Genomic DNA, 12,544 nt, shown 5'->3' with positions numbered 1-12,544 from the left:
AAGGAGTTCAAAAACAGGAGAAATCGCCTGCCCGTGCTTAGCCCGAGCTGGTCCTATCGTGCGGCAGACATGGGAATCCGCTCCCTCCCCCAGCTTGCAGGCCAGGCGGCAGGTTCCGCATGCGGCATCGAAAGTCCATGGAAGTCCCCTGGCCGGGGCAGTCCCCGGTCTGGAGCGCAGCATCGTCCAGGCGCGCTTAAAGAACGCTTAAAGTGGATTCTTTTGAATCACTCTCTCAGCAGAGGGATTCACTTGACGTTAGAGGAGGTTAAATCGCTTTAACCTTCAAGCTTCGCCGTTGGCCCGAAAAGTGGACCCACGGCTTTCGGATCGAGCCGATGCAGGATCAAAACCGAGAGCATCGGGCTGAATGGGACATTCAGTCCGATGCTTTCGGCACCGGACGAGGCCGCCCCTCCTCGTCGATCGCGACGAAGGTGAAGGTGGCGTCGGTGACCTTCTCGTGCAGCGTGGTGCGGAAGCGCTTGGCCCAGGCCTCGACATGGATCTTCATCGAGGTTCGCCCGACGGATTCGATCTCGGTATAGACCGAGAGCACATCGCCGACCTTGACCGGCCGGAAGAAGGTCATCGCGTCGACCGCGATCGTGACGACGCGGCCCTGGGCCCGGTCGACACCGGCAATGCCGCCGGCCTGGTCCATCCGCGACATCACCCAGCCGCCGAAGATGTCACCATTGGCGTTGGTATCGCCGGGCATGGCGATCGTGCGCACGGTCAGCGTCCCGCGTGGGGCTTCGTCGGTCGCGTCGGCAGCAGGGCTCATGGGCATCCTTGGGGCAGGTGGAGAATCCACTCGGCCGATGATGCTGACGCTTGGGCGGGCGCGCAAGCCGACGCTTTGCATTGTCCGGCGATGTCGCCGACATTCCCGGCAGGCCACGCGAACAGGGATCGATGCCATGTCCAGCGCCAGCACTCCCGCACCGGAACCGATGATCATCATCTCGCTGCGCTATGCCGATGCGCCGCGCATGTATGACTGGCTGATCGAGGCCTTCGGCTTCGAGAAGCACGCCGCCTATTATTCGGAGGATGGCAGAACGCTCCTCCATGGCGAATTGCGGATGGGCTCGAGCTTCGTGATGCTCGGCTCGTCCGACGGCAACGAATTCGGCAAGCTGGTCTCGCGCCCGGCCGAACTCGGCGGCACCACCGCCTCACCCTATATCGCCACCGACGACATCGACGCGCGCTGCGAGCGCGCCCGCAAGGCCGGCGCCGAGATCTGCATGGAGCCGACCGACCAGCCCTATGGCAGCCGCGATTTCATCTGCCGCGACCCCGAAGGCCATGTCTGGTGTTTCGGAACGTACCGCCCCGCTCAGCCCGCGACCTGAAGCGGCGGCGATGGCCGCTGCCGGGCGCGCAGCATCAGCCAGCAGACCACGCTGAGATTGACGAGGTTCCAGGCGAGCCCGTTGAGGAACGCCATCCGGTACGAGCTGAAATAGTCGAAGATCACGCCGGAGAGATAGCCGCCGAAGGCCATGCCGAGCACGGTCACGGACATCACCAGGCCGATCCGAATGCCTGCCTGCTTGGCCGGCAGATATTCGCGGATGACGACGGCGTACATCGGCACGATGCCGCCCTGGAACAGCCCGAAGATGCCGCTGACGACATAGAGCGACTGCAGGCCGTCGAACCAGAGATAGAGGAACAGCGCTACGCCCTGCATCAGGGAACCCAGCGCCAGCGTCGCCACGCCGCCGATCCGGTCCGCGACGAAGCCCGAGCCGATGCGGCTGACGATGCCGAGCAGCATCATCAGCGACAGCATCTCGGCGCCACGCGCCACGCCGTAGCCGAGGTCACCGCAATAGGCGACGATATGGACCTGCGGCATCGCCATGGCGACGCAGCAGGCGAAGCCCGCGACGCAGAGCAAAAGCTGGAGCTGGCCGGCGCTGAGGCCGAGATCGCCGCGCGCCCCCGCACTGCTGGCTTCCGCCGCCGCCATGGTCGCGGCCGTCGGCTGGCGCCGGAAGAACGGCGCAAGCGGCAGCAGCACCACCAGCGTGACGATGGCGATGCCGAAATGCGTGGCGCGCCAGCCATGATTGGCCATGCCCCAGGTGATGACCTGCGGCCAGAACACCCCGGCGAGATAGCTGCCGGAGGCGCCGCAGACCACGGCGAGGCCGCGGTGCTTGCGGAACCAGTGCGACAGGTCCGAGATCAGCGGCGAGAATCCGGCCGCACTGCCCATGCCGATCAGCAACCCATGCGCCAGCGCGAACTGCCAGAGCGATTGCGACATCGCCGCAGCGGAATAGCCGGCCGCGAGCAGGAACGCGCCCATCACGATCGGCACCATGATGCCATAGCGATCCGCGACCCGCCCCATGATGATATTGCCGGCGCCGAAGCCGAGCATGGCGAAGGTATAGGGCAGCGAGGCCCCGGCCCGCAGCGTGCCGAACTCGCCCTGCATCGCCGGCAGCACGACCACGACCGACCAGGAGCCGACGCAGGCGACCGTGCCGATCACCAGCGCGACGGCAAGCCGGAGCCAAGCATAGGAAGAATCGGGTTGGTAACGGTCGGCGTGCTGGGACATGCTTCCTCGGCGGCCACGCATTCGTAGGTGGCTCTTCTCCGGGCAGCTTTAGCGACTGGAATCCGCCGGGCAAGCGCCTGCGAGGCAGCCCTGCCGCGCGCCAGCGGCAGATATGCGTGCCCTCACACCCACAGGGCCACATCTATTGAAACGCGGGTCATCCCGGGCGACCGGAGGGAGACCCGGGATCCATGCCGGAGCGCTTCCGAACAAGGCTCAGGAGTGGATCCCGGATCTCCGCTTCGCTGCGTCCGGGATGACCCGATTTTCCAGTCGGCGGAGTACTGCAGGCTATCGCAACCTCAGCGGAAGACGCGCTCGCCTTCCATGTCGACGATCTGCTGCCCCTTCACGAGGGTAAAATTGGCGGCCTCGGCCTGCCCCGGGAAACGGTCGGCCCGGATGAAGCGATGGCTCTTGGTCTCGCCGTCGACGACCTTCTCGATGACGCCGCAGAGTTGGTACTGCCCCGCTTCCTGATAGGGCGTGGCGTGGATGGTGAAGCCGTTATGCTCGATGCTCTTGACCGGGCCGGCGAGCTTGTCCTCGGCCGGCTTGCGGCCACCGAACAGCGATTTCAGGAAGGACATGGCGGGCGCTCCTCGAACCGGGCGTCAGTCTATGCCGGAGAAGTAGCCTCGACAGCCGCATCTGCCAACCGGCGAGCGACAGAGAAATCGCTTGGCAGCGGCGGCAGCTTTCCCTATGCAGCCGCCATCGGGCCTCGGTCCCGTTCGTAAGCGTCTCACGTCAGGCAACGCATCCAACCGGCGTGAAGCCGTATCGGATGCATCCGATATGGCCTGTCCCTTGCGAAAGCCTGTCCATGACCAGTTCGACCTACCCCCGCCTGCCCGCCCGCTATACCGGCGTGGTGATGCCCTTCTTCCTGTCCGTGCTGATGACCTTCGTCGTCTCCGGCATCTCGACCCTCAAGGCTCTCGGCCCCACCGCCGAATTCCTCCAGACCTGGCCCGGCGCCTGGGCCCTGTCCTGGCTCGTCGCCTTCCCGACGCTGCTGCTGGTCCTGCCGATCGTCCGGCGCCTCGTCGCGCTCGTCGTGGCGCCGCCGGCCTGACCTCTCAAGCCGAGAGGTGGAGGGCGACCTCGCGCCGATGCGGCCGCTGGCGGTGCTCGAACAGATAGATGCCCTGCCAGGTGCCGAGTGCGAGGCGCCCGCCCATCACCGGAATCGACAACGAGACCGGCGTCAGCGCCGCCTTGATATGGGCCGGCATATCGTCCGGCCCCTCGTCGCGATGGACGAGATAGGCCATCGCCGGATCATCCGCCGATGGCACCAGCCTGCGCAAGAACGCGTCGAGATCGCGGCGCACATCCGGGTCGGCATTCTCCTGGATCAACAGCGAACAGGAGGTGTGCCGCACGAACAGCGTCAGCAACCCGCTCGCTTCGCCGCCATCCCTCACGAAGGAGACTGCGCGGTCGGTGAACTCGTAAAGCCCCGGCCCGCGCGTCTCGACGCTCAGGATCGCCTGCCGCGCCATCAGCGCTCGGTGAGCGCGAGCTTGGCGCCGAGCGCGACGAAGGCGGCGGCGAAGCTCCGGCGCAGCCAGGCCATCACCGCCGGGCGGCTGATGACCTTGTCGCGCATCGCCGCGGCGAAGAGCCCGTAGAGCGCGAAGACGATGAAGGTCATCGCCATGAACACGCCGGAGAGCTCCAGCATGCGCGCGCCCGGGCTCGCCTCGTCGGCCGCGATGAACTGCGGCAGGAAGGCGACGAAGAAGATCGAAAGCTTGGGGTTGAGCAGGTTGAGCGCCAGCCCGTCGCGCAGCACCAGCCAGGCCGAGCGCGCATCGGACTTGGTCTCGACCTTGAGCGCACCATGCTCCTTGAGCGTCTGCCAGGCCATGTAGAGCAGATAGGCGACGCCGGCATATTTCACGATGGCGAAGGCGAGCGCGCTGGCATGCAGCAGCGCCGCGATCCCCATCATCGCGGCGATCAGATGCGGCACGATGCCGATCGTGCAGGCGAAGGCCGCGAGCACGCTTGCCCGCGAGCCGCGCGTGAGGCCGGCGGCGATGGTGTAGATCGCGCCGGTGCCGGGCGACGCGACGATGATCAGCGAGGTCAGCAGGAATTCCGGGGACATCAGGAGCTCAACCCTTCGAAGATGCCGCCGATGACGGTGGCGACCGCCTCGCCGGTCGCCACAGCGACGGTTCCCACGCCTTGGACCACGGCCCCGGCCACATCGATCGTGACGGTTCCCGCGATATCGAGCGCGCCGCCGATGATGTCGGCGGTGGCGGACCCGGTTTCCTGTTTTGGCTCGTTCTGGGCTTGCGCCTGGAGCGCGGCCTGAGCGGCCTCGATCTCTTCGGGCGTTGGGATACCGGCCATCTGCTCTCCTCCGACGGAAGCACCGATCTTCAAAGTGACTTTAGCAGAACTGTGGCGGAACCGAGCGATTTTGCAGGGCGCCGGTGGAGCAGCACACAGGCAAGAAAAGACCTTCCATCCCTCCCCCGTCCTGGCCGGTATTCCCGGCTATCGCGCCATCCAGAAGCAGAGCCGGCCCGCATGGCTGTTGCCGCTGAGCAGATACTCCTCGGCGACCATGTTGATGCCGTTGAACAGGTCCCAGTGATCGCCGTTCACGCGCTGGAAGAAGAGGAACGACGTGCTCTTGTCGCCGTCCGTCTGGTAGCAATCCTCCAGGTAGAGCACGCCCTTCTTGCCGAGAACCGAGCGCCAGACCTTGTTGGAGACGCCCTGGATGTCTGGCTTGCCATAGACGCGCCGGACGCGCGGCTCCAGTTCCGCCGCCCGGATGAAGAAGCTGGCGCTCAGCGTGGTGAGCGGGCGCGCTCCGCCCGCCGGACCGGCATCGGCGTTCACCTGGGTTGCGACCTCCGCCAGTTTCTCGATCGTCGCATCGTCCTCCGACGGCGTCAGCCGCAGCGTATAGCCCATGCAGATGGCGCAGCGATTGGTCTTGTCGCCGATCGTCTTCTTCGCCCACGGGCGGACCGTGGCGAAGCGGTTGGCAAGAGCGTCATAGGTGAATGGCAGCATGAGCAACCTCCCGGCCATAAAAGGCGGCGGCAGACTGGCCAGCGGCCGGCCCGACGGCATCCTACGATCGCAGGAGGGTTTATCCCGCAAACCACGGCAAGGCCCGCCAAAAGAAAAAGCCCGCCTTCGCAATGCGAAAACGGGCTTTGTTCGTGATCGGCAGGGCGCCGCTTGAACGTCAGTTGTCCAGGAAGCTCCTGAGCTTCCGCGACCGGCTCGGATGCTTCAGCTTGCGCAGCGCCTTCGCCTCGATCTGGCGGATGCGCTCGCGGGTGACGCTGAACTGCTGGCCGACCTCTTCGAGCGTGTGGTCGGTGTTCATGCCGATGCCGAAGCGCATGCGCAGCACGCGCTCCTCGCGCGGGGTGAGCGAGGCCAGCACGCGGGTCGTCGTCTCGCGCAGGTTCGACTGGATCGCGGCGTCGATCGGCAGGATCGCGTTCTTGTCCTCGATGAAGTCGCCGAGATGGCTGTCTTCCTCGTCGCCGATCGGCGTTTCGAGCGAGATCGGCTCCTTGGCGATCTTCAGAACCTTGCGCACCTTCTCCAGCGGCATGGCCAGCTTCTCGGCCAGCTCTTCCGGGGTCGGCTCGCGGCCGATCTCATGCAGCATCTGGCGCGAGGTCCGCACGATCTTGTTGATCGTCTCGATCATGTGGACGGGGATGCGGATCGTGCGGGCCTGGTCGGCGATCGAGCGGGTAATCGCCTGCCGGATCCACCACGTAGCGTAAGTGGAGAACTTATAACCCCGACGGTACTCGAACTTGTCGACCGCCTTCATCAGGCCGATATTGCCTTCCTGGATCAGGTCGAGGAACTGCAGGCCGCGGTTCGTGTACTTCTTGGCGATCGAGATCACGAGACGCAGGTTGGCCTCGATCATCTCCTTCTTGGCCTGACGGGCCTCGCGCTCGCCCTTCTGGACCATCAGCACGATCTTGCGGAATTCCTGGATCTCCAGGCCGGTTTCGGAGGCGAGCGTATGCACCTCCTCGCGCAGCTGCTTGATCCGCTCCAGCTCCGCCGCGACGAACTCCTTCCAGCCGCGCGAGCCGAGCTTGGAGACGCGCAGGACCCATTTCGGGTCGAGCTCGCCGCCGACATGCTGCTTGAGGAAGTCGTCGCGCGCCACGCCATAGCTCTCCGCGAGGCGCAGCAGGCGCGTCTCATGGCCGATCAGGCGCTTGTTGATGTCGTAGAGCTGCTCGACCAGCGCCTCGATGCGGTTGTTGTTGAGCGAGAGCGACTTCACCGCGGTGATGATGTCGTCCTTGAGCTTCTTGTACTTGCGGTCCTGCGAAGGCGAGAGCTTGGCGTTCTCCAGCCGGCCGGCAATGTCCTGGTCCTGCAGGCGGCGCAGCTTCTTGTAGTCGTCGGCGATGGCGTTGAAGGTCTCGAGCACGCGCGGCTTCAGCTCGGCCTCCATGGCCGAGAGCGACACGTTGTTCTCCATGTCGTCGTCGTCCATGTCCGGCGGGGTCTCGCCCTCCGGAGTCTCGGCCTGCTCGCTTTCCTCGGCCTCTTCCTCGCCGGCGACGGCGGGGTTCTTGCCGTCGGGGCCGGCATAGGTGGCTTCGAGGTCGATGATGTCGCGCAGCAGCACCTTGCCGTCGACGAGCTCGTCGCGCCAGATGATGATGGCCTGGAAGGTCAGCGGGCTCTCGCAGAGGCCCGCGATCATCGCCTCGCGGCCGGCCTCGATGCGCTTGGCGATCGCGATTTCGCCCTCGCGCGAGAGCAGCTCGACCGAGCCCATCTCGCGCAGATACATGCGGACGGGGTCGTCGGTGCGCTCGGTCGGCTCGAGGTTGCGCTTGGTCTCGACCGGCAGGGTCTGGCGCGAGGCGTCGACCATGTCGCCGCCCTCGGGCTCTTCCTCGTCGGCGGCGCCATCCTTGCGGTTGGCGCGCTCCTCGCCGGCCGCTTCCGGGTCCTCGTTGTCGACGACGTTGATGCCCTGCTCGCTTAGCTGGCCAAGCACGTCCTCGATCTGCTCGGAGGAGAATTCCTCGGACGGCAGCACTTCGTTCAGTTCGTCATAGGTGACATAGCCGCGCTTCTTCGCGAGCTTGATCATCCGCCTTACGGCCTGATCGGTCAGGTCGAGCAACGGGCCGTCGGTAGTCGGGGGGGCATCCGGCGCGACCTGATCGGTCTTTTCCCGTTCGCTCGCTTTAGTCGCCATCAATCAGCGCTCCGCACTCGCGCCGGCTCTGGCCGAGAAAGCCATATACCGACGCATAAAAGGGCGGCGCGACCGCAGGCCCGGCGCGCTCACCCACCCAAATCCAGTTGCAGATGGCACCAGACGTCGTTGACGAATCGTGAACCACCCGACAGCTTGCGCGCACAAGACCCGCGTCCACCACTCGCTGGGCGATCAATCCTCGGACATGGCCTCGGTGCCTTCGATTGTCTCGAGGCGGGCCTTCACGTCCTTGATCCAGGCGAAATTGGCTTCGGTCGCGTCGTCAGCCAAGGCGCGCTCGGCTGCTCTCAACTCGCTATTTAGCGTCCGCGCGCGATGATGCAAGACGATGGCCTGATGAATCGAGTCGAAAACCGATTCAGGATCAGCATCTTGCGCGAGTTTCAGCCGCTCGGCCGGCCCCGTGACGGCCATGAGATGGCCCTGCGCTTCCCTGACGCGCGGCTGCGCCAGCCGATTCGCCAGCGTCTCCCGGTCGAGCGTGTCCTCCACGGCATCGAGCAGCGCCTGCCGGAAGCGCTCGGCCGCCGGCCCGTCGAGCGACAGCTCCGCGATCTCGTCGGCGCAACGCATAAGCAGGTCGGGGTGGCTCGCCAGCGCCAGCAAAATGAAAGCCTCGCGCTGATCCTCACCGCGCAGCTTCGCCACGAGGCGCGATTGCGTCAGCGCGCTCGAAGCCTTGAGCGGCCCGGCGAGCCATGGCGGAACCTGCCGGCCGAACCCGCCGCGCTGGGGCGCCCCGCCCCGGCCGCGCTGGAAGTTTCCGCCTCCGCCGCCGCGTTCCGGCCGCGCAGGGGCAGCGCTGGCAAAAAGCTGCGCCAGACGCTCGTCCATCTCGCGGCGATAATGCTTGCGCGTCGTCTCGTCGCGGATCTGCCCGAGCGGCTCCTTCAGGCGTCGTTCGAAGGCGGCGCGGCGCTCCGGCGTATCCAACGGACCGGCCTCGACCTCGCGCTGCCAGAGCATGTCGACTAGCGGGCGCGCCGCCGCGACCACCTCGGCGATCGCCTGCCGCCCACCCGAGCGGGCGAGATCGTCCGGGTCCTGCCCGTCCGGCAGCAAGGCAAAGGAGAGCGACTTGCCGGGCTCCAGCAGCGGCAGCGCGATATCGATCGCCCGGCTCGCGGCCTTGCGGCCGGCCTTGTCGCCGTCGAGGCAGATCACCGGCTCGTCGGCCATGCGCCAGAGCAGGCCGAGCTGGTCCTCGGTCAGGGCCGTGCCGAGCGGCGCTACCGTCTGCGGAAAGCCCGAGAGCGACATGGCGATGACGTCGACATAGCCCTCGACCACCACGACTTGGCTCGTGTCATGCGCCGCCTTGCGGGCATTGTGGTGGTTGAACAGCAGATGGCCCTTGTGGAAGAGCGGCGTCTCCGGCGAGTTCAGATACTTCGCCGCAACCTCCGAACTCATCGCCCGCCCGCCGAAAGCGATGACCCGGCCGCGGGAATCGTGGATCGGGAACATCACCCGGTCGCGGAAGCGGTCATAGGGCACGGCGATCTCCTCGCCATGCACGAGCAGCCCCGCTTCCATCATCAATTCGGCCGGGACGCCCTTCCCGGCCAGATGGTCGCGCAGCGCGAACCGATCAGCCGGGCCGTAGCCCAGCCGGAAGCGCGTCCGCGCCTCGCCGTCGAGCCCGCGCGTCGCGAGATAGCGCCGGGCTCCGCCGCCGCGATCGCCCATCAGCTCGGCCTCGAAGAACTGCGCCGCGAGCTCCACGACCTCGTGCAGCCCCTTGCGCTTCTCCTCCTGGACCTGCGCCTCCGCCGTGATCTTCGGCAAGATGACCCCGGCCTCGGCCGCGAGCTTCTCGACGGCCTCGGGGAAGGAGAGCCCCTCGGTCTCCATCACGAACTTGAAGATGTCGCCGTTCTTGCCCGACGAGAAATCGAAGAACGACGCCTTCTGGTCGTTGACGAAGAAGGAGGCCGTCTTCTCGGCGTTGAAGGGCGAGAGCCCCTTCCATTCGCGCCCCGCCTTCTGCAGGCGCACGCGCTTGCCCACGACCGCCGAGACAGGCAGCCGCGCCTTGATCTCATCAAGGACGGAGGGCGGGAACTTCATGGGGTTCTATCTGGGCCCTCGGAGGCCGCTTGCCAACCGCCAAGACGCCCAGGGCCGGGCTTATGGACCATATCCACAGCGCTCCCCATCTGGTAAAGAAAATCGGAGAAAAGGAAGAAAGCCATGGCGCTCAATATCAAGGACCGCGAGACCGAGGAGGCCGTGCGCCTGCTCGCCCGTCGTCGCGGCTTGAGCTTGACCGAAGCCGTGCGCCAGGCCGTCAGGAGCGAACTCGGCAAGGACGAATTGTCCGAGGAGGAGAAGGCCCGGCGCGTGGCGGAAGGCAGGCGCTGGCTCGCCGACTTTTACAAGCGGCACAATATCAAGCCGACCGAGAAGCCGATGACCAAGCAGGAGATGGACGACATCATCGGCTATGACGAGAACGGCATGTGGTGAAGATCGTCATCGACAGCTCGGCAATCGTCGCGATTCTCACCGGTGAAGCCGATGCAGGAAACCTGCTGGGTCGCATAGCTGCGGCCTCGGAGCGCTGTCTCTCCGCGACGAACCATTTGGAAGCGCGCATCGTCCTAGGCTATGGCCGGAATGTACCGTCATCGCACTTGGAAGAGCTGATCGCGCGCTGGCAAGTCGACATCATCCCCTTCGACGAGCCGCTCTCCGACCTCGCCTTCGAGGCCTATGGCCGCTACGGCAAGGGCCGCCATCCGGCCCGCCTCAACATGGGCGATTGCGCGGCCTATGCGCTGGCGAAAGCGCGCGGCTGGCCGTTGCTCTACAAGGGCGACGACTTTTCCGAGACGGATATCGAGCGGGCCTGAGGCCCGCTCGCTCCCACCAGCTCAGCCGCCGAGCGCGGCCTTCACCATCGGGCTGACCTTGCCGAAATCCATCTGGCCGGCATAGGCCGCGCGCAGGACGCCGATGACCTTGCCCATGTCCTTGACGGCGGTCGCACCGGTCTCGGCCACGGCCTTGTCGATCGCGGCCTTCACCTCGTCGTCGGACATCTGCTTCGGCAGATAGGACGAGATCACCGCAACCTCGACGCGCTCGCCATCAGCCAGCTCCGGGCGGTTGTTGGCGTCATAGATCGCGATCGATTCCTGGCGCTGCTTGATCATCTTCTGGAGCACGCCAAGGATCTCGTCGGCGGTCGCCTCGCCCTTGCCCGCGCCGCGGGCCTCGATGTCCTTTTCCTTCAGCGCGGCGCTGATCAGGCGGATCGCCGCGACCTTCGCCTTCTCGCCGGCCTTCATCGCTTCCTTCATGTCGGCCGTGAAGCGCTCGCGCAGGCTCGTCATCTCTTCAGTTCCTTTTTCTCTTGTGCGGCCTGCGCCAGCTTCGATTGACGGGCAGCGCCCGGCTCTTTAAGGCTCGCGTTCCAGACCGGCGGAGTGGATTGCTGCAGCCCCGCCCCCGCATTTTTCCGCTCAAGCGGACTGGACCGAGACATAGACATGACCGCTTCCGAAGGAAACCCCGCTGCAGGCGGCTGGACCGAACCGCGCGCGACTGCGCTCCTCGTGCTGGCGGATGGCACCGTGCTGGAAGGCTTCGGCCTCGGCGCCGTCGGTGAGGCGCCGGGCGAAGTCTGCTTCAATACGGCGATGACCGGCTATCAGGAGATTCTGACCGACCCGTCCTATGCCGGGCAGATCATCACCTTCACCTTCCCGCATATCGGCAATGTCGGCGTGAACGAGGAGGATACCGAGACCGTCAACGCCGCCGCCTCCTCCGGCGTGCGCGGCTGCGTGCTCCATGCCGCGATCACCGAGCCCTCGAACTGGCGCGCCAACCGGCATTTCGACGCCTGGCTCAAGGCCCGCAACATCGTCGGCATCTGCGGCGTCGATACCCGCGCGCTCACTGCCCTGATCCGCGACAACGGCATGCCGAACGCGATCCTCGCCCATAGCCCGGACGGCGTCTTCGATATCGAGCGCCTGAAGCAGGAGGCGGCCGCGCTGCCTTCCATGGCCGGGCTCGACCTCGTTCCGCTCGTCACCGCCTCGCAGCGCTATGACTGGGACGAGACCCCCTGGATCTGGCCCGCCGGCTACGGCAAGCGCGAGAGCAACAATTTCAAGGTCGTCGCCATCGATTACGGTGTGAAGCGCAACATCCTGCGCCTGCTCGCCAAGGCCGGCTGCGACGTCACCGTCGTGCCCTCGACCGCGACCGCAGCCGACATCCTGTCGCTCAACCCGGACGGCATCTTCCTCTCCAACGGCCCGGGCGACCCGGCCGCGACCGGCGAATATGCCGTGCCGGTGATCAGGGAACTGCTCGACAGGAAGGTCCCGACCTTCGGCATCTGCCTGGGGCACCAGATGATGGCGCTCGCCATCGGCGGCCAGACCATGAAGATGAAGCAGGGCCATCACGGCGCGAACCATCCGGTGCAGGACAAGACCACCGGCAAGGTCGAGATCGTCTCGATGAACCACGGCTTCGCAGTCGATCCGGCGAGCCTGCCGGCGAATGCGGTCGAGACCCATGTCTCGCTCTTCGACGGCTCGAACAGCGGCATCGCGCTTACCGACCGCCCGGCCTTCAGCGTCCAGCACCACCCGGAAGCTTCGCCCGGCCCGCAGGACAGCCACTATCTCTTCAACCGCTTCACCGAGCTGATGGCGGCCGAGAAGGCGAAGAAGGCGGCCTGA

15 protein-coding genes are annotated in these 12,544 nt (G+C 65.9%); 5 read left to right on the top strand and 10 right to left on the bottom strand.

What is annotated here, in order from left to right; translation table 11 throughout:
* Window positions 1-379 precede the first annotated feature (379 nt).
* Window positions 380-787 (bottom strand): acyl-CoA thioesterase, encoded by a 408-nt coding sequence (locus WFK61_RS09420; RefSeq protein ID WP_336811270.1) that lies wholly within the window; start codon window positions 785-787, stop codon window positions 380-382.
* 136 nt (window positions 788-923) lie between these two features.
* Here WFK61_RS09420 and WFK61_RS09415 point away from each other — a divergent pair, with 136 nt between their 5' ends.
* A complete protein-coding gene (locus tag WFK61_RS09415; RefSeq protein ID WP_336811269.1) occupies window positions 924-1,361 on the top strand; it encodes a VOC family protein in 438 nt (145 codons plus the stop codon).
* Here WFK61_RS09415 and WFK61_RS09410 read toward each other — a convergent pair.
* Window positions 1,346-2,584, bottom strand: a complete 1,239-nt coding sequence (locus WFK61_RS09410) for an MFS transporter (protein WP_336811268.1) — start codon at window positions 2,582-2,584, stop codon at window positions 1,346-1,348. The genes WFK61_RS09415 and WFK61_RS09410 overlap by 16 nt on opposite strands.
* 302 nt (window positions 2,585-2,886) lie before the next feature.
* On the bottom strand, window positions 2,887-3,174 hold the full coding sequence (locus WFK61_RS09405) for an HlyU family transcriptional regulator (RefSeq protein WP_336811267.1): 288 nt from the start codon (window positions 3,172-3,174) through the stop codon (window positions 2,887-2,889).
* A gap of 236 nt (window positions 3,175-3,410) precedes the next feature.
* On the opposite strand from WFK61_RS09405, the gene WFK61_RS09400 reads away from it, so the two are divergent.
* Window positions 3,411-3,662 (top strand): DUF2798 domain-containing protein, encoded by a 252-nt coding sequence (locus tag WFK61_RS09400; protein ID WP_336811266.1) that lies wholly within the window; start codon window positions 3,411-3,413, stop codon window positions 3,660-3,662.
* Between the two features lie 4 nt (window positions 3,663-3,666).
* On the opposite strand, the gene WFK61_RS09395 is transcribed toward WFK61_RS09400, so the two are convergent.
* The 6 genes from WFK61_RS09395 to dnaG form a co-directional block, all read right to left on the bottom strand.
* Window positions 3,667-4,092, bottom strand: coding sequence for a secondary thiamine-phosphate synthase enzyme YjbQ (locus WFK61_RS09395; RefSeq protein WP_336811265.1), 426 nt, complete (start codon window positions 4,090-4,092; stop codon window positions 3,667-3,669).
* On the bottom strand, window positions 4,092-4,703 hold the full coding sequence (locus WFK61_RS09390; protein WP_336811264.1) for a LysE family translocator: 612 nt from the start codon (window positions 4,701-4,703) through the stop codon (window positions 4,092-4,094). The genes WFK61_RS09395 and WFK61_RS09390 overlap by 1 nt, the downstream gene beginning before the upstream one ends.
* Window positions 4,703-4,954, bottom strand: coding sequence for a hypothetical protein (locus WFK61_RS09385; protein WP_336811263.1), 252 nt, complete (start codon window positions 4,952-4,954; stop codon window positions 4,703-4,705). Before WFK61_RS09385 ends, WFK61_RS09390 begins: the two co-directional genes overlap by 1 nt.
* A 147-nt stretch (window positions 4,955-5,101) precedes the next feature.
* Entirely contained in the window at window positions 5,102-5,629 is a 528-nt protein-coding gene (locus WFK61_RS09380) for a T6SS effector amidase Tae4 family protein (protein WP_336811262.1), read from the bottom strand.
* Between the two features lie 178 nt (window positions 5,630-5,807).
* A complete protein-coding gene (gene rpoD, locus WFK61_RS09375; RefSeq protein ID WP_336811522.1) occupies window positions 5,808-7,817 on the bottom strand; it encodes an RNA polymerase sigma factor RpoD in 2,010 nt (669 codons plus the stop codon).
* Window positions 7,818-8,012: 195 nt separating this feature from the next.
* Window positions 8,013-9,911, bottom strand: coding sequence for a DNA primase (dnaG, locus tag WFK61_RS09370; RefSeq protein WP_336811261.1), 1,899 nt, complete (start codon window positions 9,909-9,911; stop codon window positions 8,013-8,015).
* A gap of 123 nt (window positions 9,912-10,034) precedes the next feature.
* On the opposite strand from dnaG, the gene WFK61_RS09365 reads away from it, so the two are divergent.
* Both WFK61_RS09365 and WFK61_RS09360 read left to right on the top strand, forming a co-directional pair.
* A complete protein-coding gene (locus WFK61_RS09365) occupies window positions 10,035-10,310 on the top strand; it encodes a type II toxin-antitoxin system VapB family antitoxin (protein ID WP_336811260.1) in 276 nt (91 codons plus the stop codon).
* Window positions 10,304-10,696 carry a type II toxin-antitoxin system VapC family toxin gene (locus WFK61_RS09360; RefSeq protein ID WP_336811259.1) on the top strand — a complete coding sequence of 131 codons (393 nt, stop codon included), beginning with the start codon at window positions 10,304-10,306 and terminating at the stop codon, window positions 10,694-10,696. Before WFK61_RS09365 ends, WFK61_RS09360 begins: the two co-directional genes overlap by 7 nt.
* Window positions 10,697-10,717: 21 nt before the next feature.
* Here WFK61_RS09360 and WFK61_RS09355 read toward each other — a convergent pair whose 3' ends face one another.
* A complete protein-coding gene (locus tag WFK61_RS09355; RefSeq protein ID WP_091856354.1) occupies window positions 10,718-11,179 on the bottom strand; it encodes a GatB/YqeY domain-containing protein in 462 nt (153 codons plus the stop codon).
* Between the two features lie 156 nt (window positions 11,180-11,335).
* Between WFK61_RS09355 and carA the strand changes: the two genes are divergently transcribed.
* Complete coding sequence (gene carA, locus WFK61_RS09350; protein ID WP_336811258.1) at window positions 11,336-12,544, top strand: glutamine-hydrolyzing carbamoyl-phosphate synthase small subunit; 1,209 nt, start codon at window positions 11,336-11,338, stop codon at window positions 12,542-12,544.

The sequence above is a fragment of the Allobosea sp. MMO-172 genome (genome assembly GCF_037147855.1).
In the GTDB taxonomy this organism is placed as follows: domain Bacteria; phylum Pseudomonadota; class Alphaproteobacteria; order Rhizobiales; family Beijerinckiaceae; genus Allobosea.
Note: the sequence above shows the minus strand (reverse complement) of the source record. Positions and strands in the feature narration are given on the sequence as shown.

What these genes read in the sequence shown, in the direction of transcription:
- WFK61_RS09420 (WP_336811270.1), bottom strand. Translation starts at nt 787, where the DNA reads ATGAGCCCTGCTGCCGACGCGACCGACGAAGCCCCACGCGGGACGCTG.
- WFK61_RS09415 (WP_336811269.1), top strand. Translation starts at nt 924, where the DNA reads ATGTCCAGCGCCAGCACTCCCGCACCGGAACCGATGATCATCATCTCG.
- WFK61_RS09410 (WP_336811268.1), bottom strand. Translation starts at nt 2,584, where the DNA reads ATGTCCCAGCACGCCGACCGTTACCAACCCGATTCTTCCTATGCTTGG.
- WFK61_RS09405 (WP_336811267.1), bottom strand. Translation starts at nt 3,174, where the DNA reads ATGTCCTTCCTGAAATCGCTGTTCGGTGGCCGCAAGCCGGCCGAGGAC.
- WFK61_RS09400 (WP_336811266.1), top strand. Translation starts at nt 3,411, where the DNA reads ATGACCAGTTCGACCTACCCCCGCCTGCCCGCCCGCTATACCGGCGTG.
- WFK61_RS09395 (WP_336811265.1), bottom strand. Translation starts at nt 4,092, where the DNA reads ATGGCGCGGCAGGCGATCCTGAGCGTCGAGACGCGCGGGCCGGGGCTT.
- WFK61_RS09390 (WP_336811264.1), bottom strand. Translation starts at nt 4,703, where the DNA reads ATGTCCCCGGAATTCCTGCTGACCTCGCTGATCATCGTCGCGTCGCCC.
- WFK61_RS09385 (WP_336811263.1), bottom strand. Translation starts at nt 4,954, where the DNA reads ATGGCCGGTATCCCAACGCCCGAAGAGATCGAGGCCGCTCAGGCCGCG.
- WFK61_RS09380 (WP_336811262.1), bottom strand. Translation starts at nt 5,629, where the DNA reads ATGCTGCCATTCACCTATGACGCTCTTGCCAACCGCTTCGCCACGGTC.
- rpoD (WP_336811522.1), bottom strand. Translation starts at nt 7,817, where the DNA reads ATGGCGACTAAAGCGAGCGAACGGGAAAAGACCGATCAGGTCGCGCCG.
- dnaG (WP_336811261.1), bottom strand. Translation starts at nt 9,911, where the DNA reads ATGAAGTTCCCGCCCTCCGTCCTTGATGAGATCAAGGCGCGGCTGCCT.
- WFK61_RS09365 (WP_336811260.1), top strand. Translation starts at nt 10,035, where the DNA reads ATGGCGCTCAATATCAAGGACCGCGAGACCGAGGAGGCCGTGCGCCTG.
- WFK61_RS09355 (WP_091856354.1), bottom strand. Translation starts at nt 11,179, where the DNA reads ATGACGAGCCTGCGCGAGCGCTTCACGGCCGACATGAAGGAAGCGATG.
- carA (WP_336811258.1), top strand. Translation starts at nt 11,336, where the DNA reads ATGACCGCTTCCGAAGGAAACCCCGCTGCAGGCGGCTGGACCGAACCG.